Raw genomic sequence first — 23,684 nt, forward strand, 5'->3', positions numbered from 1 at the left:
ATGCCGATATTTGGCTGCACAATGACGATTTAAGTGTCAACCTCATCTTTAATTTGTTACTGGCCGTCATCTAATGAAGCACAAATACGCACAATCAATTACAATCTTTACACAAATGATAATGATTTGTATTTGTGATCCTTGTTGTATTTATGTAGAGTACGTCACATAAACGAACTTTCATAAACTCTAATTAATAATAGGATGATGTTAGACATGAAATCGAACAGTTACAGTAAGTTGTCGTTAGGTGCACAGGCTGTTGCCGCAGCATTAGTGTTTGGTAGCCCTGCGGTTTATGCCGCAGACACCCAAAATGAAACTTGCGATAAGGACATTTTAGCCAACTGTAAGCCAGCAGAAACTGACGAGTCTATCGAACGCATTCGTGTACATGGTGTACAAAACTCTGTTTACATGTTTAACAGTTCGGCCGACAAACGCCGTCTAGCAGAGTTAGTCGATACGCCACAGGTGATTACGGTATTAACCCAAGACCAAATCCAAGAGTCAGGTAACACTGACTTAAAAGACATTTTATCAGCTCAAGCGGGTGTCACACTTGGTACGGGTGAAAACGGTAATGCGTTTGGTGACCGTTATATTATTCGTGGTCACGAAGCACGCAGTGACGTGTTTGTTGATGGCTTGCGTGACCCAGGTATGACAACCCGTGAGAGCTTTGCCACTGAGCGTGTTGAAATTACCAAAGGTCCGAGCTCAACGTTTGCAGGCCGTGGTTCATCGGGTGGTGCGATTAACTCCGTCACCAAAAAAGCATCAGTAGCCTATGACTTTGGTCGTGTGGATTTAGGCATTGGTACTGACGATCATAGCCGTATCACCATTGACTACAACTTACCCTTGTCTGAAGAAGTCGCAGTACGATTAAATGGTTTAACCGCAGAAGAAGACAAGCCAGGCCGTGAAGGCATTAGCAGCAAACGCCAAGGTGTGCAGTTATCGGGTGTGTATGAAACCACCGATGCGCTAACATTTACCGCAGACGTGTATCACTTAAACGCTGAAGACATCCCCGATTTAGGCAGTTACTTTGATCAGGATACCCGTAAACCATTAGAAGATATTCCGGTATATGCGCAAGACGGTGACTTTTTAGACTCAGAGGTGACCACTTTTACTCTGCGCACAGAGTACGAACTTAATAGCGACATTACCCTGTACAACGCCACACGTGTTGGCCATACCGAAAACGGCTACATTACGACAGGTATGAGTGGCACAACGCGTGCCGATACTGATGCAACTGCACCGGGTGCCGATACGCTAACATTGAGTACTCACCAGGGTAACCAAGATGTAGATTACTTTAGCACCCAGTTCAACTTATTCTGGAACACCAAAATCTTTGGCTTTAACAACAAGCTAGTGTTTGGTTTGGAATACACTGACGAAAACGTCGATAACGGTGTGTATAACATTACCTACAACAACCCGACAAACTGTTCAACTGAAGGTCGTCGTGGCGTGTCTGAGTCGTACTGTATTATCGACGGTGAGGGTAATACCGTTGATAATATCAGCCAACTGATTGGGCGCACTTATGTAAAAGGCGAGTCAGATGCCATCTTCGACATCAAAACAGTGGCAGCATACATGATGGACAACGTTGAACTGACTGAGCAACTGTCGATGTTTTATGGTTTAAGACTCGACAGCTTTGATTACAGTAACCAAACCAGCGATACCTTATATGAATATTCAGACACCATGTATAACTTTAACTTCGGTTTAGTTTACGACCTGTCTGAAGACGCTAATATTTATGCTAACTACAGCACCGCTACCAACATCAATGGTGGCGAGTCTGACTTAGGCGGCAATTGTGGTTATGGCGGTGTATGTGGTACTGAAGATCAAGCCAGTGAAGCCGATGCTGAAATCGTAGAAAACATCGAGCTTGGCACCAAGTGGATGTTGTTTGATGACAAAATGATGTTCTCAGCGTCTATTTTCCAAATCACTAAAAGTGATGTAATGGAAAGCGTTGGCGACAGCTATACAACCCTAGGTACCTTAAACACAGGTGAAAACCGCGTTAAAGGGATTGAGTTTGGTATGGTAGGTAACATTACCGACAAGCTGAGCATACAATTTTCGGCGGCTAAAATGGATTCAGAAGTATTGGATTCATACGACCCAGCAAACATTGGTTTAGCACTCAGTAACTTTGCCGACGAAAGTGCCTATTTACAGTTACGTTATCAGTTAACAGAATCATTTGTTATCGGTGGTAGCTATACTTACCAAAGCGAAATGTACGGCGGACAACCCGATACTGCCGCAGGTTACGACAGCACCAATGAGCGTTACAGCATTGTGGTGCCTAACTATCAAGTGGTTGATTTATTTGCGAGCTACAATGCAACTGAAGCCTTAACATTCCGCTTAAATGTGGGTAACGTAATGGACGAAGAGTATTGGACTGCAGCATACCGTTCGGGTGCATTTATGTACTTAGGTGATGCACGTAATTCAAGACTGTCGATGACATACGAGTTTTAATCGAGCGATTTACCGTTAACACCAACGCTTAACTTCTAGATAAGCGTTGGTTTTTTGGTTTGAGAAAACAGGAAATAAGCATGGTTGTTATAGAAAAAGTGCTCAGTAAAGAGCAAGTCAGCGCTTATCGTCAGCAACTTGCGCAATGTCCCTGGGGCGACGGTCGTCAAACGGCAATGGGTATGGCTGCGTCTGTTAAGCAGAATCATCAAGCTGATGCGCAAGACGCCAATGTGCAACAACTGGCCAACCAGTTATTAGCACGTATTGGCGATACTCCTAAAATCGTTTCAGCAGCGTTACCCCACAAAATTTTCCCGCCGTGTTTTAACCGCTACAGCGAAACCGAAGAATATGGCTACCATGTGGACGCCGCGATTATGCGGATTCCACACACCAGTGAGGTGATCCGCAGCGACGTGTCGATGACGGTATTTTTAAGCGAGCCAGAAGAATACGACGGTGGTGAATTGGTTATCTCCACTGAGTTTGGTCAGCAGCAAATTAAACTGCCAGCCGGGTATGCAGTGGTATACCCATCAAGTAGTTTACATAAAGTTACCGCGGTTACTCGCGGCCAACGTGTTGCAGCAATTACTTGGATGCAAAGCATGGTGGCAGATTCAAACTTACGCCAAACCTTATATCAACTTGATCAAAGTATTCAAAAGCTGATTAACGCCAACAAAACAGAACGCGCAGAACTCGACAATTTACACAATGTGTATCACAACTTAATTAGGCAATTTACCCAGCTATAATACGACAAAAAGGGCATATATTTTGTCAATATACGCCCTTCGACTTGTTGAATTTATTATTTTAATTTATTAGCTTACCGTCATCTGCCCAGTGTAGAGAATAAAGTTACGCAGTAAAATCACCCCAAGTAAACTTAAACATGCTGTCCCGGCTACGTATGAAAACGTACGTTTTGAGGTGGCAGTCATAAACAGGTTCATGGCTAAGGGGGCAGATAATCCCAATCCCATAATACCGAACCAGAATACCCATCCCCAAAATCCTTCGCCAATGGCGGTAAAGGCAGCCATTTTACTTTGACCTCCACTGAGAATAAGCCCGGCAAAGAAAGTGAACACCAGAAATATCTCACCTAAAATCAATGGTATTTCTACTTTATGAATAAATTGAACTTCTTTACCCGTAGGATTACCTTTAAGTAACACGCCACCGAGCAATGCTGATGCAGCGCCTGACGATAAGCCAGATGCTAAAAACAGTAACGGCAACACCGGATTATTTAACATCGGAAACCGAGGTTGGGCAGAGAGTAAAAAGCCTGTGTAAGCGCCTAATGCAACCGAAAATATAATCAGTAATCCGGTCACGCTGGCTTCATAGTGGGCTAATTTCTCACTCAATTTAGTGACAAATTCATACCGTGGTCGACACCAGTCTTCAATAGGTTTACGAAAGGTGATGGCTATCCAGGCAAACATAAAGACTTGGTAAATCATTAACACCACAACCCCTAAAGACATCACTGAGGTTGGATTGTAAAAAATTAATATTTTCCAAAATTCAAAAGGTTTGGTTAAGTCGAGTACCAAAATACCCAGCCCAGCTAACACAGCAATTGGGGCCACAATGCATGCTGCTTGCACAAAACCAGAGCGATAAGCTTGGTCTTTCAGGCACGCATGCTTTAACAGCACAGCAAAAAACATGGCGCCAGCAGACACCCCTGCCAAAAACAGATAAATGGCAATCGGCCAATGCCAAACTAACGAGTCAAAATGGAAGGCGCTCATAATGAAATCTCCCCTGGTTTGGCGGTAATTCGAAATAGTTTAGGGCGGGTGCCTAAGTCTTGTTTGTTTCGTTGAGTCGAATTAGCTTTTAAGGTCGCAACGATTAACGAGTCGGGATCTTTTAGGTTACCAAACACCAACGCATTGGTTGGGCAGGCTTCAACACAGGCCGGCTGTTTACCTTGTTTAAGATTTGTCTCTTGGCAAAAATCGCACTTATCGGCCGCTTTAGTGACAGGATTGATAAAACGCGCTTCATAAGGGCAAGCTAAAAGGCAATATTGGCAGCCAACGCATTTATCGGCATGCACTGACACAATACCGGTTTGCTTATCAATATAAGCGGCACCTGTTGGGCATACATTGACACAAGGCGCGTCTTCACAATGCTCGCAAGAGTGGCGGGTAAAGTGATAATACTGATTAGGGTACTCACCATAAGGACCTGTTTTTTCGATGCTTAAACGGGTTACGCCTTCAGGCACATGGTTGGTTTCACGGCACGCTTCAACACAGGCATTACAGCCAATGCATTTGGTTTCATCGTGAATAATGGCGTACTTTATGGCTTGTTCAGTTTCAGCATCTGTGGTGCCATTGACCGCGAAAGGCGATACCGACACTCCCGCCACTAATGCACAGGTTCTTCTCAGGAAATCTCTTCTTGAATTTTCCATAATTTATTACCTCTGCACACTATGACAACGTTGGCATTCATCACTACGCTGCTTGGTTGTTAAGGTCATTATTCTGTCAGTTTGCGGATGCAATTGATGGCATGCACTGCACGCAACTTTTTGCGCATGTACATTATGAGTCCATTCAGTATCGGCTAACTTTTTAGGGATATGGCATGTTAAGCAGACTTGGTTTTGGGTCGCAACCGCAAAGTCGCTGTCGGCAGAAAACACCATTAAATCATTCGGTTTTTTAGGATGATTACCTTTTTCACCATGACAAGAACTGCAGCTTAAATTAAGCTCATCGAGGGCGTGATGTCCCTGCATTTTGCCATTGCGTTTATGGCACTTCATGCACGAGTCATTGTTAATTTGCTCAGTAGAGTCATTGCAATGTGCTTGCTGACTCATAAGCGCAAGCGACAACACGCTTACACTTAACATCAGTAGCCAGTTTATACGGGACATAGCCAGTCCTCTCTACAATGGTTTATTACAGAAAATGTCGGGTGAGAGGGGTAAGCTGCCACCCGACAGGGCTTTCACGCAGGTAACACGCCTTGTAACATCTGCACGTCATAAGGTTTGCCTCGCGCCATTTCAACCAATTTCACATTGAATTTCTCGAATAAACTTTTCGCGTTAGCGTCATCTTCTTTACTGAAATCAGAGATAATCAGTTTCACTTCAGATGAGTCATGGTCTATGACTACGTAATCGAGTTTCGTGTGGTTTTCGGCTGCGGTGTGGGCATCCATTTCAAACACATTGTCCATGGGGACATTGCAGCAAACGTCGTACTTTCCTCCCACCATTGCTTGTAGTGATTTCATAAAATCAAAACTTTCGGTGTCAAAAAGTGTTTTTTTGAGCGTGATAGGGTGCTCTTCGTGATCTGTTTTGAAGAACTTAATGCATGTCATAATAAACATGACAATAATAAAAGGCACTGCAATAAACAGAACAGAGTACACAAACGCATAACTTAAAAAGACTGAAGTAAACATATATACCTCCCAAACGCATTTTAAAATTATTTTTTAAAACCATCTTTTGTCGTAGATGCACTATCAATACTATGCCTGAAATAGCGTATTAAATTGATCTTAATCAATTAACGGTAATCAGTTGCTGAATATTGGTGAGAGTTTAGGGCTGGCTCTAATTCACTGTTTTTATGTTTTATTTTTAGGTTTTCTGGTAATGGACATAGCATTAATGAGTAAAGCATATTGTGTAATTGTGGTTAGTTAAAATCTAATTTGATTAATTAGGTATTTCGTAAAGTGTAATTCGTTGTTGTTTGTAGTATTTAGAAATTTAGCTTTGTGAGTTTAATGATCTAGATTAAACAAAAGGCAAATAATTAAAATATCGTTATCATATCTTTGATATTTGGTTAATATTATAGGTTGCATTTGCAACGGGAGAGATTGATATGAAACCGATTGAATTAGATAAATTGGATTTATTAACGCTCACTATATTAGTTAACCTATATGAGCATAAGTCAGCGACGCATGTCTCTAGAATGTTAGATATACCCGCATCAAAAATTAGCCGTTGCTTACACACTGCAAGATTAATCTTTGGCGATGATCTGTTTATTAGGCGTAAATACGGCTTAGTGCCAAATGATTATGCCGGAAAAATTTACCCCATAGCCAAAGAGATTGTTGATTGTGCAAAACATTTTAATCGGGTTAACAGTGCCGAGCAATTACACCATCGTTATTTTGAATTAACCTTTCCTGGCATGATAGCGCACGCATACCCTAGGGCCTTGATGCACGCCATTAAAGTACATAATAAAAATATTCATATCAATGTCAGCAGTTGGAGTAATCACTCACTCGAAACCCTGACCAACGACCCTCATGGTATCGTTATGTGTTGTTGTAAAGACCCTAATGAAATCCGTTTTTTTGATCAAAACTTGCAGGTTGAAGTGCTTGCAACATTAAACCGTCAGTATTTGTTAAGTTGTAAAAAACACCCTATTTTAAAACAAGAAATCAGTCTAGAAACCATTGCTAAATACCCGTTTATCAATACCTTTATTGGCGTACAGGCGCCAATACTCAATCCGTTTCAAGAATATTGCCAATCCCAAAAGCTCACCTTAAATACTGAAATGACGATAACCAGCATTTCATCGTTATTTGAGTACCTCTCTGATTGTCATTCGTTAGCGATTACGCCTTATAAAGCGGTATACGACATGCTCGATGATGACTCAGGTATCCATGCTTGCCAGTTATCTGAAGTTGAGTGTGAACGTATTTTTCAAGTTGTTGAGCCTTTAAAGTTGGTCATGGTGACGTATCCTACGGCAGACAACGAAGAATCAATCTGGCTAAAGAAAAAAATCCGCGAATTAACCTTAGAGTTGGTATAAATCGGCAGTAAAGTTACGTTTTTAACGTACGGGATAATGAATATCTCCTCCCGTTTTATCATGCCAACTAAGTTGATACTCTAGTCCTAAATATAGATTTATTTCGCCAGTAAGTGATTATATCCCCGCCTAAATGGTTAAACATGCCATTGTGATTCATCTTTAATAAATCAAACTAATGGATGTTGATATTATAACGTTAACTTAATAGGCGCTTTTGTTGCTTATGCTTTAATCCTGTTGTTATTGCTAATATAACTTGGCTGTATTTATGGGTGTAAAAATGACTAATGCATTTTTTAATTTTCTTATTGCACAATTTTAATAATCTTTGTCGGTGTATGTGAAATTAGATTTATATAAAATGCATTTTATACTTTAGCTTTTTTGTTTTTGTTTATGCTAATGATTAAGCGATATTCCGCTATTTGTTCACTTTTATACCATTTATTGGTATCACGTTATAGCGGTATATAAAATGCGTGTTAAATGCGCTTTTTAAATATAAGGCTTTACTGTTTTATTTAGAGTAGGCTACTCTTTTGCCAAATAGCGCGTTTAAGTGCTGTGTAGGGAGGCGGCATAAGGAGACAGTGTGAGCACAACCCAATCGATTACTATCCCTTCATCTAAAATGAAATCGTTTCTGTCGGGTGCGTTAGCTGTGATGCCATTAACCATTGCAGTCATCCCTTGGGGCATTTTAGCCGGCTCATTCGCATTAGAGATTGGCCTCACTGCGATAGAAAGTCAGGCTATGTCGGCGATTATCTTTGCTGGGAGTGCGCAATTGGTCGCCCTCGGGATGATAAAAGCCGGTATTGGTATCGGCAGCATTTTAATCACCACCTTGCTGATTACCTCGAGGCATTTACTGTATGCCATGGCCATGCGCAGTCAAATTAGCCCATTGCCACTTAAATGGCGGCTAGGACTAGGATTTTTACTCACCGATGAGTTATTTGCTATCTCAAACCAGGCCCATAGCGGTGATATGGCCTCACAACATCAGTTTGATCGCTGGTATGCCTTAGGTGGCGGTTTAACTTTTTATATTGGCTGGAACATAGCGACCTTTTTGGGCATTGTTGCTGGTCAGTCTATCGATAATTTAGGTGAGCTGGGACTCGACTTTGCTATCGCTGCCACCTTTATTGCCATAGTGGTCCCCACAGTGAAAAAACCGTCAATTTTAGTGTGCGTATTAGTGTCACTCACGTTAGCGGTGGTGTGCGCGGTATTTGCCATTCAAGCAGGGCTTCTTATTGCCGCCATATCGGGCATGGCGGCGGGTATGGCTTATGCCAAACTCACCAATGAAGGCGCTGCTACTGATACGCCTTGTGCTTAGAGTGTGCCCACCAAGGAGGACAACCTATGACATGGTTGATTATTATATCGATGGCGGCGGTGGTGTTTGTGAGTCGGCATTTGCTGTTAGAGCCTAAAATCCCCATTCGGTTAAGTAAAAACACCTTAACCTTTTTAAGTTATTCTGCCCCAGCGGTATTAACCGCCATATTAGCGCCCATTGTATTTGTGCCAGAGGGTGAGTTGTCCATTAGTCTCTATAACCCTTATTTAACCTGTGCGCTGGTGGCTACGGTGTTGGCTTATGTTACTCGCAATACCCTGCTTACCACTGTACTCAGTATGGGGCTATTTTTCTTTTTATATTCGCCCTAATCCTATTGATGATTCTCAATAATTGTTAACTGACATTCACTGGCGCAATAGATTAGAATAAGCGCCATATAATGGATCAGTAGAGTGAAATCATGCACGTACACATTTTAGGGATTTGCGGCACTTTTATGGGCGGATTAGCCTTACTTGCCCGCGCAATGGGCCATAAAGTGACCGGCAGCGATGCTAACGTTTACCCCCCGATGAGCACTCAGCTTGAGCAACAAGGTATTGAGTTAATTCAAGGTTTTGACCCAATCCAATTGGGCAAAGAAGGTGAGAACCAACCCGACCTCGTGGTGATTGGTAATGCCATGAGCCGTGGTAATCCTTGTGTAGAAGCGGTGTTAAACCGTGGTATGAAGTACACGTCTGGGCCGCAATTCTTATCTGAATATATTTTACCTAACAGATGGGTGTTGGCGGTGTCGGGCACCCATGGCAAAACCTCGACCTCAAGCATGCTTGCCTGGATCTTGGAATACTGCGGTTACGAACCAGGTTTTTTAATTGGCGGTGTACCGCAAAACTTTGGCGTATCGGCCCGCCTAGGCAACTCACCGTTTTTTGTGGTTGAAGCCGACGAATACGACAGCGCCTTTTTTGATAAACGTTCTAAGTTTGTGCATTACCATCCGCGCACTTTGGTGATCAATAATTTAGAGTTTGATCATGCCGATATTTTTGCCGATCTGGCAGCCATTCAACGTCAATTTAATCATGTTATTCGTACCGTACCGAGCGAGGGTAAAGTGATTTGGCCACGCGACGTTGATGCGGTTAAACAAGTGATTGATATGGGCTGCTGGAGCGAGCAAGAAACCTATTCTAAACAGCCTACAACAACTGAACCGAGTGGCTGGTTTGCACGTACCATTGCTGACGATGGTCACGAGTTTGAAGTGCTATTTAATGGTGAGTCGCAAGGCATATTACATTGGGCACTCATTGGCCAACATAATATTGAAAACGCCATCATGGCGATTACCGCAGCCCGCCATGTGGGTGTAGCACCTGGCCATGCTATTGAGGCATTAGCGCAATTTAGCCCGCCAAAACGTCGTTTAGAATTACTCGATACGGTTAACGGTGTGGCAGTGTATGATGATTTTGCTCACCATCCCACAGCGATTGCCACCACCTTACAGGGTTTACGTGCCAAAGTGGGGGGGGGTGGCAATGGCGCAGGGAAGATTATTGTCGTGCTTGAGCCGCGCTCAAATACCATGAAAAGCGGTGTGCATAAAGACACCCTTGCCAACTCAATGGCACTGGCAGACGTGGCTTATTTGTATCAAGCAGACAATATCGGTTGGGACATAAACGCCAGCATGACCAATGCCCCCATTCCAGTGACTGTATATCACAGCATTGAAGACATTATTACTAACGTAGCCAATACCGCCCAAGCAGGCGACACCGTGGTGATTATGAGTAATGGTGGCTTTAATGGTATACATCAAAAAATCATTAAAGCTTTAGCATAATGGCTATAGCTCTAGAGGATACAAGATGGCCTACGCCAAAAAAGCCAAAGCAATAAGTCTTGCCTGGACCGGTGCCTCGGGCGCGCCGTATGGTATTAAGCTACTTGAATGCTTGTTGGCTAATGACTACCAAGTGTTTTTAATGATTTCGAGTGCCGCAAGAGTGGTATTGGCCACCGAACATGGTTTACAGCTCAGTGCCAACCCAGACAAAGCTAAAGCACAATTGCTTGAACAGCTTGATAACCCCGATGCGCCCCTTAACGGTGAGCTAGTGGTATTGGGTAAAGATGAGTGGTTTTCGCCGCCCGCGTCGGGCAGTGCAGCACCGAAACAAATGGTGATTTGCCCATGCTCAACCGGTACGTTAGCGGCAGTGGCAACAGGTATGAGCAATAATTTGCTCGAAAGAGCAGCAGACGTGGTATTAAAAGAGCGGGGGCAATTAATTCTTGTTCCGCGAGAAACTCCCTTTAGCGCCATACACTTAGAGCATATGCTAAGTCTTACTCGTCATGGCGCCACCATAATGCCAGCCGCACCAGGCTTTTATCATAATCCCCAATCGGTAGAAGATCTGGTAAACTTCATGGTTTCCCGAATCCTCGACCATTTGGGGATTGAGCACGACTTAACGAGTCGCTGGGGATACGGACACACCCAGCCAAACGACATCGACAATTGAGATATTTATGAAGCACACAATTGAAATGATGATTTCTGAACAAGAAATCAATAAAACGTTAGACCAGCTAGCTGAGCGTATTAATGCACATTATGCCAACAGCGAGCGCTTATTAATGGTTGGCCTGTTAAAAGGCTCTGTCGTGTTTATGGCCGATTTGTGTCGTCGTATTAAAGGTCATGTCGAAATCGATTTTATGTCTGTGTCTAGCTACGGTAATAGCATGAACAGCTCACGCGATGTTAAAGTGCTTAAAGACGTACAATCTGATATTGCAGGCCGCGATGTGCTGATTGTTGAAGACCTTATCGACTCAGGCAACACCTTAAATAAAGTACGCGAAATGCTACTGCTGCGTGACCCAAAAAGCTTAGCGCTATGCACCTTACTCGACAAACCAGAGCGCCGCGAAGTTGAGGTGCCAGTCGACTTTATCGGTATTACTATTCCTGATGAGTTTATTGTGGGCTACGGAATTGACTACGCAGAGCAGTATCGTAACTTGCCTTACATCGCTAAAGTGGTGCCAATAGATTAATACAACCACTGGTATACACTCCCGCTATAGGCGGGAGTTTTGTTTTAAGTGTCTAAAGATTTTTGCGTCTTTTTCATTTTTATAACGTCTTTAGCTGTACGTAATAATAAGTGTTTAATGCGCAATTCATGGATTAGAGGTATGACAATGAGTAACACCAACAATGCATTGGTGATCGAAAACCTTAAAAAAACCTATAAAGGCGGCGTGCAAGCGGTTAAATCAATCAGTTTAACGGTAAAGCAGGGCGACTTTTTTGCCCTGCTTGGCCCTAATGGCGCAGGCAAGTCCACCACCATCGGCATTATTAGCTCGTTAGTGCAAAAAACCTCTGGCTCGGTATCGGTATTTGGTTTTGATATAGATAAACAGCTTGAACATGCCAAGTTATGTATCGGATTAGTGCCGCAAGAATTTAACTTTAATCAGTTTGAAACCGTGCAACAAATAGTCGTTAACCAAGCGGGTTACTATGGCGTGCCAAAAGCGGTTGCATTAGAGCGAGCTGAAAAATACCTCAGCCAACTTGATTTATGGCAAAAGCGTCACGCCCAAGCCCGCGAACTGTCTGGCGGCATGAAACGCCGTTTAATGATTGCGCGTGCATTAATGCACGAGCCCAAACTGCTTATTTTAGATGAACCGACCGCAGGGGTAGACATTGAGCTGCGTCGTTCAATGTGGGACTTTTTAAAACAAATCAATCAACAGGGCGTGACCATTATTTTAACCACTCACTACCTTGAAGAAGCCGAAATGCTGTGCCGCACCATTGGTATCATTGACACCGGTTTGCTGGTGGAATGCACCACCATGAAAGCCTTACTCAGCAAGCTTGATGTCGAAACCTTCATATTGGATTTACGCCACGACCTAGAGACAGCGCCGCAATTGGCTAATATGAATTGCCGCTTAACAGACAGCCATACGCTAGAAGTAGACGTGGCAAAATCGCACAATATGAATGACCTATTTGCTCAATTGAGCGCGGCTCACATTGAGGTGTTATCAATGCGCAACAAAGCCAATCGCCTAGAAGAGTTGTTTGTAGAACTGGTCGAAAAAGCCAAGGAGTCAAAATAATGAACCACCTGTATTTTGTGGCTTTTAAAAGCATTTTAACCAAAGAAATTAATCGCTTTACCCGCATTTGGGTACAAACCTTAGTGCCGCCAGCCATTACCATGACCTTGTATTTTCTTATTTTTGGTAATTTAGTCGGCAGCCGTATTGGGGAAATGGGCGGCGTAAGCTACATGGAGTTTATTGCCCCAGGTTTAATCATGATGTCAGTGATAACCAACTCATATTCTAATGTGGCATCGTCGTTTTACAGCGCCAAGTTTCAACGCAACATTGAAGAAATCATGGTCGCGCCAGTACCGCATTACGTGTTAATTGCCGGTTATGTTGGTGGCGGTGTCGCCCGTGGTTTGTGTGTGGGTTTAATTGTAACTGTTGTGGCCATGCTGTTTGTGAACATCACTCTGCACCATGTCGGCTTAGTCATACTTACGGTATTTTTAACCTCAGTGCTGTTTTCGCTAGGCGGGTTAATCAACGCGGTATTTGCCAAAAGTTTTGACGACATTAGCATTATCCCAACGTTTATTTTGACACCGCTAACTTATTTAGGCGGGGTATTTTACTCGTTATCGTTATTACCAGACTTTTGGCAAGGCGTATCGGGGTTAAATCCTGTGGTGTATATGATCAACGTATTCCGTTACGGTTTTTTAGGTTTTGCCGATCTTAGCGTGCCGTTATCTATCGCTATTATGGTGGGCTTTTGTGCCAGCTTATGGTTTGTGGCTTATTATCTTATATCTCGCGGGATTGGTTTGCGAAGTTAATACATATCAAGCACAAAAAGCATTGATAAAGGGCTCGCAAGGGCCTTTTTTTGTGGGTGGTGTTTAGAAAATATTTACCTTGTAGGCTTATTCATAGGCGGGCTAATGATCTCTTTTAACTGTAATCCATTGGGCTTTGTACGCCTGTTTGGTGTAAACCTGCAACATGAGTATAGATTTGAGTTGTTTTTACATCATTATGGCCAAGCAATTCCTGCACGGTTCTTATATCATGACCACGCCTCAGTAAGTTTGTTGCAAAAGAATGCCTGAAAGTATGGGCGGTAATGCGTTTAGTGATATCGGTTTTCTGAACTGCTTTTTTTAATGCTTTTCGAAAGGTTGTTGGGTCAATATGATGTCTGCATGTATAATCATTAACAGGATGTGACACACAGTGAATCGAAGGGAAAAGATATTGCCAATGTAATTGTTTGGCGCTTGTGCCAAACTTTTTGAGTAAGCTAGGAGGTAAAGAAGCCATCCCTAATCCCTGAGACAAATCGTTAGCATGAGTTTCTCGTACGTGGCAGATCTGCTGCTGTATGGGGTCAATGGTCATTTTAGGTAAAATACAAACTCTATCTTTTTTACCTTTACCTCTAAATACAAAAAGAGTTCGATTGTCAAAATCGATATCCTTAAGCCGAATACTTAAAGCTTCAGTTAATCTTAACCCCGCGCCATATAATAAACAGCCAATCAGTTGGTATTTACCGTGTAATTGGTCAATAACTTGTTTGGCCTCTACATCATTTAAAACCTGCGGAATTCGAGTCGGCGCTTTTGCATACGGGAACTGCAAATTGTCGGTATCGATGGCGAGTACATGTTTAAACGCAAAAACAAGGGCGCAAAGGGCTTGCTGTTGTGTGCTGCTGGAAACACGCCGTTCGTTTGCTAAAAAACATAAAAACTGTTCAATGTGTGTAGGTAAAATTTGTTTTGCAGCAGTAAATTTAAAATATCTTATAAAATAACGGTTCCAATAAAGGTATGATTTTTCAGTTTGATAACTGTAATGCCTCACTCGAATTTGTTGTCGAATCGCTTCGATATATCCCGATCCCGCCATCACTTCCCCCTTTACGCCACCTAAACTGTATATCTATACAGTTATAATGGGTTTTGGCGTGTTTTCAAGCGGGTTGGCTAATAAGTAAACCAAAGTAGTATGAAAAATAACCCACACATTCTTTAACAGTATGAAATAAATATGTTTTAATTTTATTTTTAATATTGAGTCCACTTTTAACGCGCAAGCCCGTTTTTATTTGTAAATGAAGTCAAATAAAACTGCTTTACAACAATAAGATAGTAAATGTAGGATGTTAGTAATCAATAAGTTAAAGGGCCGACATTATCGGGCAAGCCCTTCAATAAGCGTTAAACGTCAATAGCTAACCTTTGTGTTTTGGTCGTAGTCTTAAAGGAATGAAATATGAGTAGTGGCCCATTTGGATCTCGGGATGTAATAGAAGCCAAAATATCGGAAAGCTCATTAAAGAGTTTTTTAGTTGGATTCGATTTAAATGATGAAGGTGACAGTGAGTATCGATGGGTTGAACTCGTAAAAAAAATAACAAGTGTTATTCATGAGTTTTCATTCGGCTTTCATGAAGGAACAAAAACTAATAACACCGAGACTCTTGATAAGCTCATTGAAGCTGCAAATTCACTATACAAAATTGATGCCTTCCAGAAAGTAAGAGATATTTATAAAAATAATGGCGATATTTCTGATGACTTAACGGATAAATATTTACGTAGAGGTGAGTTCGGTGAATTAATTCTTCATCTGATTCTAAGAGATCATTTCAACACTATTCCTTTGCTTTCAAAGATATATTTTAAAGATTCCTTGGGACATACTGTACACGGATTTGACTGTGTACATATAGATCCTGATTCAAAGACGTTGTGGTTAGGAGAGTCAAAGTTATATCTTGATCCTAAAAGAGGATTAGCAGAACTAATCAAAGATATCGAGGAACATTTTAAAGTTGACTATTTAGAATCTGAATTCAGTTTGATAGCAAAAAAAATAAAGCTTTTTGACAACATCCCAGAATCTGAACATTGGAAGAAAATCTTATCTTCTTCAACAAAGTTAAAAGATAAACTGAATGATATCTATATACCGCTACTTTGCACTTACAGTTGTGATTTATTTGATAAATATGATGATGAGAATGAAGCGGATTTTATTAAAGAGTACGAAAGCAAAATAAGGAGTCTTAAGAATTATTTTGATGATAAAAATAATCATCCACTAAAATCCAAGTTGAAAATAATAATTGTACTCCTCCCTGTTAAGTGTAAAAAAACTCTTGTCAAGAAGTTGCATAACAAACTTTCATTAATGCAAGCGCTAGGAGATTAATTGTGGAAGATTTGATTTGTAGCTTTTCTACGAAAAAGAACTTTGACTTTAATGAGACATTTGAAATATACAATAAATGTTCTAAAGCACTAATTGATGATGAAATTAAGGGGGCTAATTTATTAATTCACATCCTCAATTTTCGAAATAAATTTTCTAATGATTTAGATGAAATGTTAACTGACCTTGTTGAGTCAATAGGATTCTATCCGTATATCGTAAAAGAAAATTTAAAGATATCATCAACAAGTTCTGAGATAAGATTTAATTCAAACATTTCCAAAAATATAGAAGGGAAATGTTTTCATGACGAGCAAAAAAAAATAATAGAAATTCTAAAGTCGGGGAAAAATCTTATTGTAAGTGCCCCAACAAGTTTTGATAAAAGTCTTTTAATTGAAGAAGTAGTTGCTTCTAAAAAGTACAAAAATATAGTTGTCATTCAGCCAACACTCGCCTTGTTAGATGAAACACGCAGAAAGCTTTCTAAATACAGTTCACAATATAAGATAATAGTTAGAACTTCGCAGGAGCCTGCTACTGAAAAGGGAAATCTTTTTCTTTTAACCGCTGAAAGGGTTAATGAATATCAGAACTTTCCAAATATTGATTTTCTAATAATAGATGAGTTTTATAAATTGAGCTCGAGGCGAGACGATGAACGCTCTGATTCTCTAAATAATTCATTCAGATATATTTTGGAAAAATATAATCCTCAGTTCTATTTGCTCGGGCCAAATATAGAAGGGATATCTGAAGGTTTTGCTGAAAAATATAATGCGCAATTCTTTAAAACCAACTTTAGCCTAGTTGCATGTGATGAAATTGATGTTTACGAAAGCTATAAAGGACTTTTTGGCGAAAGAGGAGATAAAAAGTTATATAAAGAAAAAGTACTATTCGATCTGCTTTTTAGCCTTAAAAATCAAAATACAATCATATACTGCTCTTCTCCTTCACGAGCTAGATACCTATCAACAGAGTATTGTAAATATTTAGCCAGCAATAATGTCGAGCCTACTAATCTAAGTCTTCCAATAATTGACTGGATTGAAAGCTATGTATCATCGTCATGGAGTTTTATACAAAATTTGAAATATGGCATAGGTGTTCATGATGGTGCTTTACAAAAACACATCAGCACCACTGTAATAAATCATTTTAATAACAGTATTTTAAATACACTGTTTTGTACAGCTACGATTATAGAGGGGGTTAATACTAACGCAAAAAACGTAATATTCTTTGATAAGAAAAAGGGATTCAATGTTCCTATTGACTTTTTCGACTATTCAAACATCAAAGGAAGAGCTGGTCGACTTATGGAGCACTATATTGGAAATATTTATAACTTTAATCCACCGCCTCCAAAGGATGAAATTTTTATTGATATTCCCTTTTTTGAACAGTCTCCTATTTCCGATGAAGTACTTATAAATATTAATCCCGAAGATGTACTAGATAAAGATAGTGACCAATTTAACTACATATCTAATATTCCTGTCAGCGAAAGAGAGCTTTTCACTAAAAATTCGCTTTACATCCGAGGGCAAGATTCGTTGGTAAACATCTTAAGGGGAGACGTTGAAGCTAATTATCATTTAATTGCTTGGGACTCCATGCCTACATATGAGCAATTAGAGTATTGTATAGGGTTAGCTTGGGATTACTTGGTAAGACCAGAAGAGAGTTTTCGACCAATGACAAAAAAGAAAATAGTGAAAGTTACTTTTGATTACGGGATAAATAAAAGTATAAATAAGCTGGTCGAAAGTAATTTTTCATATAAAAAAGACAATAACGAAAAAGATATTAGTGAACAGGTTTTACTGGATGAGGCAATACGAGATTCATTCCAGATATTAAGGCATTGGTTTCAATATAAAATACCAAAGTGGCTTCTTGTTATTAATGAGCTTCAACGATTCGTATGTAATGAAAAAGGATTGCGAGCAGGTAATTACCTTTTCTACGCAAGTTCAATAGAGTGTGATTTTATTAGGGATAATCTGACCATTTTAGCTGAATACGGAATTCCAAAATCAGCGATTGATAAACTTGAAAAATATATTCCAAAAAGTTTAGATCAGGAAAAAGTGTTAGAGGAAATCATTAAAAAAGGAATATACAAAAAATCAGAATTTCTTAAATATGAGCAGAATAAAATTTTAGAAAACTATAATAACAATGACGTTTAACACATATGAGCCTTCCTCCAGTCAATAGGCGAGCCTAACTTATTTGACTGCTTTTGCAGTCAAATAAGAATCAATCAACAAATTCATCTACTTCGTCTGTCATTTAGCTGTCAAATCATCGTTTACAGCAAACACATATAGAGGCTCTCTTAGTGCGATCTTATCGCTGCCTGACGCTTTTCAATCCGTTGAAATGTCAGGGGCACTAGACATTTATCGGTTAACCCTAAGATGGCACTATTCAAGTCAGAGGTGCTTTTTGCACAGTTAGTTTCAGGCTCATTTAGGGTGTAAACGACTTTGTTGATTGTATTCATTAATGCGCGCCAATAAGGTGTCTAATCAAGGCGATGTAGCTTAAATAGCATTTGGCATAGTGATGATGGTGAGAAGTCATTGCTTCATTAGCCACAACATTCACGGTCATGCTCGCTTCTCTTTTTAAGAGTATCTAGTTAGACGTTCAGCTCACCTTATTGCGCGACTTATCCTTTTAAGAATCGTTGTTCATCAAACACCGTTTTGTTCTTCAGCATGAAATAGACGCAGCGACCAAGCTTATGTGCCAGTGCAGATAACGCCTTTGCTTTACTCATTCGTTTTTGTAATCGATTAAGGTAGTTACGTGCTTTGTCATTACCACGTAGGTAAAGCACCGCTGCTTCTGAGAATGCCCATTTCAAATGAGCATTACCGATTTTATTGCCATTTGTGCCATAGGTTTTACCAGCTGATTCTGCTTTGCATTTGACCAATCGAGAGTATGAAGCAAACTTTTGTACTGACTCAAATCGACTGATATCACCGATTTCATAGAGGATTGTTAGTGACAAAATCTTGCCAATACCTSGTACTGTTTTCAGTAATTCTAAATAGACGGGATTATGGTTTTTGGCCTGTTTTTCAATGAACCATTCAACCTGTGCGAGTTCCTTTGCATAACAATCAAGTAGTGCCATGTCTAAATCAATGTTGCGTTGGACGATAGGGTCTTGATATTGCTCGCGAAGCTTTTGTCTTGCAGAGATGTTTTTAAGATTAAGTTCAGTGGCAGGTAAATTGTATTGGCTGTTGGTGTTAACCACATGGCCTTTGAGCATAGCCCCGTGACGGACAATCTTCATTCTTCGGCGCAGTAGATCACGAGCTGCGCGCATTTCACTGGGGTAATCATAAGCTATGGGGAAGTTACCACCACGCAGTAGTGTGGCAATTTTAAAGGAATCGACTTTATCATTTTTGGTTTTACCACCGTGAATGGCCTTCATATAAAGCGCATGACCTAAGATAAAATCAATCCCCAGTTCAGCACACCAGTCTGACACCCAATACCAACAATGCATGCACTCAACCCCGACAATCACATTGCCGATATAAGGTTCCAAAATGAGCAGTAAGTCATCTTTACTGGCACCTATCTTTTTATGGGCTACAACTTCCCCTTTAGAATCAATGATACAGACGTAAAGTAAACGTGCATGTAAATCGATACCACAGTAGTATGGATGTGAGTTATTATAAAATCTCATTGAGCTTTCTCCTGTTGGTTTGGTCACCTTAAGCATACCGCTGATGCGGCTTGCTAGGGAGGGGGCTCAATGAGTATCAAGTTGCTGCACGCGGACTCGATACAGTTGTCGCGGTTTTTGCTAAAAGAAAAAGCGGCAAAAACAGCACCAACTTACTCGCCGGTGAGCAAGGCGTTAGGCATCTAAGGACAGTACGTGGAAAATTTGAGAAATGGTTTTTTGTGGGGATTGGGTTTTGGTGTAGCAATTACGGTCATCATCCTAATTTCTGAATTTTTAAACCCCAGTGAATATACGAAAATGAAGGACTACACTCCAACAAAAATAGAAAACTTTGAAATTAAAAGTATGGTTAGCAGAGTCGAAGGCTCTAAGCTAATTATTGCTGGTGAATATGCAGTATCTGGCAATCCTGTATTTAAAAAATATGAAGTTGATGCCATCGTTCGTAACGAAAAAGGTATCTTCCAACAGCAATGCAGTACCGATATTGGTACTCATAGCGTAGAAGTCGAAAAGAGCTTTACAAATGTTCTCGTGTGTCGTGATTTTTCAGATATTAACGCTGCTGCGTTAATAGAAGTAAGTTTGATCGGTTTCAAATAATGCCTAACACATATGAGCCTTCCTCCAGTCAATAGGCGAGCCTAACTTATTTGACTGCTTTTGCAGTCAAATAAAAATCAATCAACAAATTCATCTACTTCGTCTGTCATTTAGCTGTCAAATCATCGTTTACAGCAAACACATATAGAGGCTCTCTTAGTGCGATCTTATCGCTGCCTGACGCTTTTCAATCCGTTGAAATGTCAGGGGCACTACGACTAAATGGATTTAGGAGGTAGAGCGACGCAGGATGCCAAAGCCGAGACATTTATCGGTTAACCCTAAGATGGCACTATTCAAGTCAGAGGTGCTTTTTGCACAGTTAGTTTCAGGCTCATTTAGGGTGTAAACGACTTTGTTGATTGTATTCATTAATGCGCGCCAATAAGGTGTCATTCTTTATAAAATCAAGTGCAGGCGATGTAGCTTAAATAGCATTTGGCATAGTGATGACGTGGTTTAATTGATACGACTAACCCAGTTAAGACATAATTGATTTAACTGGAGATTGAAATGACTAAACGTAAAACCTATTCAAAAGAGTTTAAGCTTGATGCCATTGCGCTGGTAAGAGAGCAAAATTATAGCATTGCTGAAGCTTCAAGAAATCTAGAAGTGAGTGCTCAGCTCCTCGGTCGCTGGATAAAAGAATCCGAAAATGATGATGGTCATGCATTCAGAGGAAACGGCAAGCTAACACCTGAGCAGCAGGAAATTCGTCAACTAAAAGCACAAGTCAAACGCCTAGAAATGGAGCGTGAAATATTNAAAAAAGCGACGGTCTTCTTTGCCAAAGAAACGAAGTAAAATACACGTTTATTGCCCAAAATAAGAAGATCTGGCCTGTGATAGTAATGTGTCGCGTGTTGGGTGTAAAAAACAATAACTACTACAGTTATCAAAAGCGAAAACCACAAAAGTCTGTTGATACAGAGCATCAAGAGTTGCTCCAGTGGGCAAATAACATGGCCACCCATTCCGGCTGGCTAAATATTCAACACTGAACTAGGCTTTATTTACCCTTTCACAAACGGTAATTAAGACAAATAACATGGCCACCCATTCCAGCTGGCTAAATATTCAACACTGAACTAGGCTTTATTTACCCTTTCACAAACGGTAATTAAAGATGGCCAGACCAAGACAGACAATCGTGAGCCTGGAAGATACGCCTTACTATCACTGCTGTTCTCGTGTGGTGCGTAAGGCATTCTTGTGCGGAATTGATAATTCAACAGGTGAGAACTTTGAGCATCGACGCGAGTGGGTTGATTCACGCATTCTTGAGTTAGCGACCATTTTTGCTATTGATATTTGTGCCTATGCCGTGATGAGTAACCATCTGCATGTGGTGTTAAAAGTTGATGCTGATAAAGCAAAACAGTGGTCAGATAAAGAAGTGCTCATTCAATGGCATAAGGGCTTTAAAGGTACGTTACTCACGCACAAATACCTTAAAGAGGAAGACCTTAACCAGTTTGAACTTCAAACGGTTAATGAATGCATTACTGAATACCGTAAACGCTTAATTGATATCAGTTGGTTTATGCGCTCACTCAGTGAGCCCATCGCCAGAATGGCCAACAAAGAAGATAAATGTWCCGGAAGATTCTGGGAAGGCAGGTTTAAATCTCAGGCTTTGCTTGATGAAGCTGCAGTTTTAGCCTGTATGGCTTATGTSGATTTAAACCCWGTMAGAGCCAAGATGGCCGCCACTCCAGAAACCTCAGATTACACYAGTATTCAGCGCCGAATAAATTCAGCAATRAAAGGCGAGCAACCACCAGAGCTATTACCGTTTGTGGGAAATGAAAGACTCAATATGCCTAACGGACTCATGTTCAGCGTTAAAGATTACATTGTACTAGTTGAAGATACCGGTCGAATTATTCGAGAAGATAAACGTGGCGCAATTAGCTCAAGCAGTCAGGACATACTGAATAGGCTAAACATCCCCGCAGAGAATTGGCTTAAAATCACTACAGAATTTGGTGCATTATTTAAAGGTGCAGTCGGAGCGTTACCTGCATTAACTGAATATTGTGAGCATTTAGAGCGAAAACGACGACAAGGCGCTTCAAATTGTCAGCGCTGGTTGTGCGCTTAAGCATTAATTCTTGAAAAACCACCATCTTCCTTATACTTGATTGATATCAAGATTTTTTGCTGTGTCGGATTTTGAAAAAGATAAGTAAACCAATTGCTTAATACTAATGGTTTAATAATATCGATAGAAGTAGGTGAGTTAAGTACATTAAGCATTCCTCTCACTAAAGAGTATCAAATTATGGGTGGCATCCTTTATCAGTTGTCAAATGATGGGTGGCATCCTTGATGCGTTTTAAGCATTAATTCTTGAAAAACCACCATCTTCCTTATACTTGATTGATATCAAGATTTTCTGCTGTGTCGGATTTTGAAAAAGATAAGTAAACCAATTGCTTAATGCTAATGGTTTAATAATATCGATAGAAGTAGGTGAGTTAAGTACATTAAGCATTCCTCTCACTAAAGAGTATCAAATGATGGGTGGCATCCTTGATGCGTTTGGTTGGCAGGTTTGTTTCAAACAATGGGTGGCATGGTTGGCAGGTTTGATGCGTAGTGATGCGTTGTGGATGGCATCCTTGATGCGTAGTGGCAGCATGGTTGGTGGCAGGTTTGTTTGGGTGGCATGGTAGGTGAGCACTGCATGGTAGGTGAGCTTGGTTGGTGCTAAGCTCTAATAGTATGCAAGCACAATAAGGTTTTTCTGTGTCGTAGGTGTCATGTTTGAATCACTAGGAGGGAATATGGAGAAAGCGCTGCAAACGATGATTGCTAATATGCCTGAAAAAACAGGAAAAACATTAGAAGAGTGGTTTGAAATATTAAAACATGAGCATTTTGCTAAACACTCTGAGGCTGTAAAGTTTTTGAAAACAGAGCATGGCGTAACACATGGATTTGCCAATACCATCGTCACGCTGTCAAAAGACACAATGGATTCTCCTGATGATTTAGTAGCAAACCAATATAGTGGTAAAGCATCTCTTAAACCCATTTATGACTTATTAATTTCAACCGTACAAAAGCTGGGTGACGATATTGTCATTACGCCTAAAAAAACAAGCGTCAGTATTATTCGAAAAAATCAATTTGCTTTAATTAAACCGGCCACTAAAACAAGAATAGATTTGGGGTTGAAACTTAAAGGTGTTGCAGTACAAGGGCGCCTAGAAAACGCTGGGCCATTTGGCACTATGTGTACCCATAGAATACAGCTGCAACATGTCTCCGATGTTGATGATGAAATTATTGAATGGTTGTCTAAAGCCTATGAGAGCTCTGTTTAATCAACAAC

Annotated in this window: 22 protein-coding genes and 1 pseudogene; 17 read left to right on the forward strand and 6 right to left on the reverse strand. The window is 40.6% G+C overall.

Annotation, left to right across the window (positions count from 1 at the left end):
- Positions 1–216: 216 nt before the first annotated feature.
- Positions 217–2,526 carry a TonB-dependent receptor gene (locus PQR79_RS19280; protein WP_238106249.1) on the forward strand — a complete coding sequence of 770 codons (2,310 nt, stop codon included), beginning with the start codon at positions 217–219 and terminating at the stop codon, positions 2,524–2,526.
- A gap of 80 nt (positions 2,527–2,606) precedes the next feature.
- Positions 2,607–3,287 carry a Fe2+-dependent dioxygenase gene (locus PQR79_RS19285; RefSeq protein ID WP_238106250.1) on the forward strand — a complete coding sequence of 227 codons (681 nt, stop codon included), beginning with the start codon at positions 2,607–2,609 and terminating at the stop codon, positions 3,285–3,287.
- A gap of 69 nt (positions 3,288–3,356) precedes the next feature.
- On the opposite strand, the gene nrfD is transcribed toward PQR79_RS19285, so the two are convergent.
- From nrfD to PQR79_RS19305, 4 genes are all read right to left on the reverse strand, one after another.
- Positions 3,357–4,298, reverse strand: a complete 942-nt coding sequence (gene nrfD / locus PQR79_RS19290; RefSeq protein ID WP_238106251.1) for a cytochrome c nitrite reductase subunit NrfD — start codon at positions 4,296–4,298, stop codon at positions 3,357–3,359.
- On the reverse strand, positions 4,295–4,975 hold the full coding sequence (locus PQR79_RS19295; RefSeq protein WP_238106252.1) for a 4Fe-4S dicluster domain-containing protein: 681 nt from the start codon (positions 4,973–4,975) through the stop codon (positions 4,295–4,297). Before PQR79_RS19295 ends, nrfD begins: the two co-directional genes overlap by 4 nt.
- A gap of 6 nt (positions 4,976–4,981) precedes the next feature.
- Positions 4,982–5,446 (reverse strand): multiheme c-type cytochrome, encoded by a 465-nt coding sequence (locus PQR79_RS19300; RefSeq protein ID WP_238106253.1) that lies wholly within the window; start codon positions 5,444–5,446, stop codon positions 4,982–4,984.
- Positions 5,447–5,520: 74 nt separating this feature from the next.
- Entirely contained in the window at positions 5,521–5,985 is a 465-nt protein-coding gene (locus PQR79_RS19305) for a hypothetical protein (RefSeq protein ID WP_238106254.1), read from the reverse strand.
- A 431-nt stretch (positions 5,986–6,416) separates the two neighbouring features.
- On the opposite strand from PQR79_RS19305, the gene PQR79_RS19310 reads away from it, so the two are divergent.
- From PQR79_RS19310 to PQR79_RS19345, 8 genes are all read left to right on the forward strand, one after another.
- Positions 6,417–7,376, forward strand: coding sequence for a LysR family transcriptional regulator (locus PQR79_RS19310; RefSeq protein WP_238106255.1), 960 nt, complete (start codon positions 6,417–6,419; stop codon positions 7,374–7,376).
- Positions 7,377–8,010: 634 nt separating this feature from the next.
- Entirely contained in the window at positions 8,011–8,727 is a 717-nt protein-coding gene (locus PQR79_RS19315) for an AzlC family ABC transporter permease (RefSeq protein WP_238106270.1), read from the forward strand.
- Between the two features lie 26 nt (positions 8,728–8,753).
- Complete coding sequence (locus PQR79_RS19320; protein WP_238106256.1) at positions 8,754–9,062, forward strand: AzlD domain-containing protein; 309 nt, start codon at positions 8,754–8,756, stop codon at positions 9,060–9,062.
- 92 nt (positions 9,063–9,154) lie between these two features.
- Positions 9,155–10,549, forward strand: coding sequence for a UDP-N-acetylmuramate:L-alanyl-gamma-D-glutamyl-meso-diaminopimelate ligase (gene mpl, locus PQR79_RS19325; RefSeq protein ID WP_238106257.1), 1,395 nt, complete (start codon positions 9,155–9,157; stop codon positions 10,547–10,549).
- Between the two features lie 25 nt (positions 10,550–10,574).
- Positions 10,575–11,234: a flavin prenyltransferase UbiX gene (locus tag PQR79_RS19330; protein ID WP_238106258.1), complete on the forward strand. Its 660-nt coding sequence runs from the start codon at positions 10,575–10,577 to the stop codon at positions 11,232–11,234.
- 7 nt (positions 11,235–11,241) lie between these two features.
- Positions 11,242–11,772 (forward strand): hypoxanthine phosphoribosyltransferase, encoded by a 531-nt coding sequence (gene hpt / locus PQR79_RS19335; protein ID WP_238106259.1) that lies wholly within the window; start codon positions 11,242–11,244, stop codon positions 11,770–11,772.
- Between the two features lie 147 nt (positions 11,773–11,919).
- Complete coding sequence (locus PQR79_RS19340) at positions 11,920–12,855, forward strand: ABC transporter ATP-binding protein (protein ID WP_238106260.1); 936 nt, start codon at positions 11,920–11,922, stop codon at positions 12,853–12,855.
- Positions 12,855–13,625, forward strand: a complete 771-nt coding sequence (locus PQR79_RS19345; RefSeq protein WP_238106261.1) for an ABC transporter permease — start codon at positions 12,855–12,857, stop codon at positions 13,623–13,625. The genes PQR79_RS19340 and PQR79_RS19345 overlap by 1 nt, the downstream gene beginning before the upstream one ends.
- Before the next feature lie 115 nt (positions 13,626–13,740).
- Here the strand turns inward: PQR79_RS19345 and PQR79_RS19350 are convergent, their stop codons facing one another.
- On the reverse strand, positions 13,741–14,700 hold the full coding sequence (locus tag PQR79_RS19350; protein WP_238106262.1) for an integron integrase: 960 nt from the start codon (positions 14,698–14,700) through the stop codon (positions 13,741–13,743).
- A 366-nt stretch (positions 14,701–15,066) separates the two neighbouring features.
- On the opposite strand from PQR79_RS19350, the gene PQR79_RS19355 reads away from it, so the two are divergent.
- Both PQR79_RS19355 and PQR79_RS19360 read left to right on the forward strand, forming a co-directional pair.
- Positions 15,067–16,008 (forward strand): HamA C-terminal domain-containing protein, encoded by a 942-nt coding sequence (locus tag PQR79_RS19355; RefSeq protein WP_238106263.1) that lies wholly within the window; start codon positions 15,067–15,069, stop codon positions 16,006–16,008.
- A 2-nt stretch (positions 16,009–16,010) separates the two neighbouring features.
- Positions 16,011–18,206 (forward strand): DEAD/DEAH box helicase, encoded by a 2,196-nt coding sequence (locus tag PQR79_RS19360; RefSeq protein WP_238106264.1) that lies wholly within the window; start codon positions 16,011–16,013, stop codon positions 18,204–18,206.
- Positions 18,207–18,691: 485 nt separating this feature from the next.
- On the opposite strand, the gene PQR79_RS19365 is transcribed toward PQR79_RS19360, so the two are convergent.
- The gene (locus PQR79_RS19365) at positions 18,692–19,735 is read right to left on the reverse strand and encodes an IS110-like element ISShfr7 family transposase (RefSeq protein ID WP_274408623.1); all 1,044 of its coding nucleotides are present in this window, start codon (positions 19,733–19,735) and stop codon (positions 18,692–18,694) included.
- A 195-nt stretch (positions 19,736–19,930) separates the two neighbouring features.
- Between PQR79_RS19365 and PQR79_RS19370 the strand changes: the two genes are divergently transcribed.
- The 5 genes and pseudogenes from PQR79_RS19370 to PQR79_RS19390 all read left to right on the forward strand — a co-directional run bounded on the left by PQR79_RS19370 (position 19,931) and on the right by PQR79_RS19390 (position 23,676).
- A complete protein-coding gene (locus PQR79_RS19370; protein ID WP_238106265.1) occupies positions 19,931–20,341 on the forward strand; it encodes a hypothetical protein in 411 nt (136 codons plus the stop codon).
- Between the two features lie 513 nt (positions 20,342–20,854).
- A pseudogene (locus PQR79_RS19375) lies at positions 20,855–21,321 on the forward strand (transposase); the annotation flags it as partial.
- A gap of 149 nt (positions 21,322–21,470) precedes the next feature.
- The gene (locus PQR79_RS19380) at positions 21,471–22,448 is read left to right on the forward strand and encodes a transposase (protein ID WP_274408624.1); all 978 of its coding nucleotides are present in this window, start codon (positions 21,471–21,473) and stop codon (positions 22,446–22,448) included.
- 415 nt (positions 22,449–22,863) lie between these two features.
- Positions 22,864–23,022, forward strand: a complete 159-nt coding sequence (locus PQR79_RS19385) for a hypothetical protein (RefSeq protein WP_274408625.1) — start codon at positions 22,864–22,866, stop codon at positions 23,020–23,022.
- 111 nt (positions 23,023–23,133) lie between these two features.
- Positions 23,134–23,676 (forward strand): DUF4287 domain-containing protein, encoded by a 543-nt coding sequence (locus tag PQR79_RS19390; protein ID WP_238107707.1) that lies wholly within the window; start codon positions 23,134–23,136, stop codon positions 23,674–23,676.
- The last annotated feature ends 8 nt before the right edge of the window (positions 23,677–23,684 follow it).

This window comes from Shewanella metallivivens (genome assembly GCF_028750675.1).
Taxonomy (GTDB): Bacteria; Pseudomonadota; Gammaproteobacteria; order Enterobacterales; family Shewanellaceae; genus Shewanella; species Shewanella metallivivens.

What these genes read in the sequence shown, in the direction of transcription:
- PQR79_RS19300 (WP_238106253.1), bottom strand. Translation starts at nt 5,446, where the DNA reads ATGTCCCGTATAAACTGGCTACTGATGTTAAGTGTAAGCGTGTTGTCG.
- PQR79_RS19385 (WP_274408625.1), top strand. Translation starts at nt 22,864, where the DNA reads ATGATGGGTGGCATCCTTGATGCGTTTGGTTGGCAGGTTTGTTTCAAA.
- PQR79_RS19285 (WP_238106250.1), top strand. Translation starts at nt 2,607, where the DNA reads ATGGTTGTTATAGAAAAAGTGCTCAGTAAAGAGCAAGTCAGCGCTTAT.
- PQR79_RS19345 (WP_238106261.1), top strand. Translation starts at nt 12,855, where the DNA reads ATGAACCACCTGTATTTTGTGGCTTTTAAAAGCATTTTAACCAAAGAA.
- PQR79_RS19295 (WP_238106252.1), bottom strand. Translation starts at nt 4,975, where the DNA reads ATGGAAAATTCAAGAAGAGATTTCCTGAGAAGAACCTGTGCATTAGTG.
- PQR79_RS19310 (WP_238106255.1), top strand. Translation starts at nt 6,417, where the DNA reads ATGAAACCGATTGAATTAGATAAATTGGATTTATTAACGCTCACTATA.
- nrfD (WP_238106251.1), bottom strand. Translation starts at nt 4,298, where the DNA reads ATGAGCGCCTTCCATTTTGACTCGTTAGTTTGGCATTGGCCGATTGCC.
- mpl (WP_238106257.1), top strand. Translation starts at nt 9,155, where the DNA reads ATGCACGTACACATTTTAGGGATTTGCGGCACTTTTATGGGCGGATTA.
- hpt (WP_238106259.1), top strand. Translation starts at nt 11,242, where the DNA reads ATGAAGCACACAATTGAAATGATGATTTCTGAACAAGAAATCAATAAA.
- PQR79_RS19390 (WP_238107707.1), top strand. Translation starts at nt 23,134, where the DNA reads ATGGAGAAAGCGCTGCAAACGATGATTGCTAATATGCCTGAAAAAACA.
- PQR79_RS19350 (WP_238106262.1), bottom strand. Translation starts at nt 14,700, where the DNA reads ATGGCGGGATCGGGATATATCGAAGCGATTCGACAACAAATTCGAGTG.
- PQR79_RS19330 (WP_238106258.1), top strand. Translation starts at nt 10,575, where the DNA reads ATGGCCTACGCCAAAAAAGCCAAAGCAATAAGTCTTGCCTGGACCGGT.
- PQR79_RS19305 (WP_238106254.1), bottom strand. Translation starts at nt 5,985, where the DNA reads ATGTTTACTTCAGTCTTTTTAAGTTATGCGTTTGTGTACTCTGTTCTG.
- PQR79_RS19340 (WP_238106260.1), top strand. Translation starts at nt 11,920, where the DNA reads ATGAGTAACACCAACAATGCATTGGTGATCGAAAACCTTAAAAAAACC.
- PQR79_RS19280 (WP_238106249.1), top strand. Translation starts at nt 217, where the DNA reads ATGAAATCGAACAGTTACAGTAAGTTGTCGTTAGGTGCACAGGCTGTT.
- PQR79_RS19315 (WP_238106270.1), top strand. Translation starts at nt 8,011, where the DNA reads ATGAAATCGTTTCTGTCGGGTGCGTTAGCTGTGATGCCATTAACCATT.
- PQR79_RS19355 (WP_238106263.1), top strand. Translation starts at nt 15,067, where the DNA reads ATGAGTAGTGGCCCATTTGGATCTCGGGATGTAATAGAAGCCAAAATA.
- PQR79_RS19320 (WP_238106256.1), top strand. Translation starts at nt 8,754, where the DNA reads ATGACATGGTTGATTATTATATCGATGGCGGCGGTGGTGTTTGTGAGT.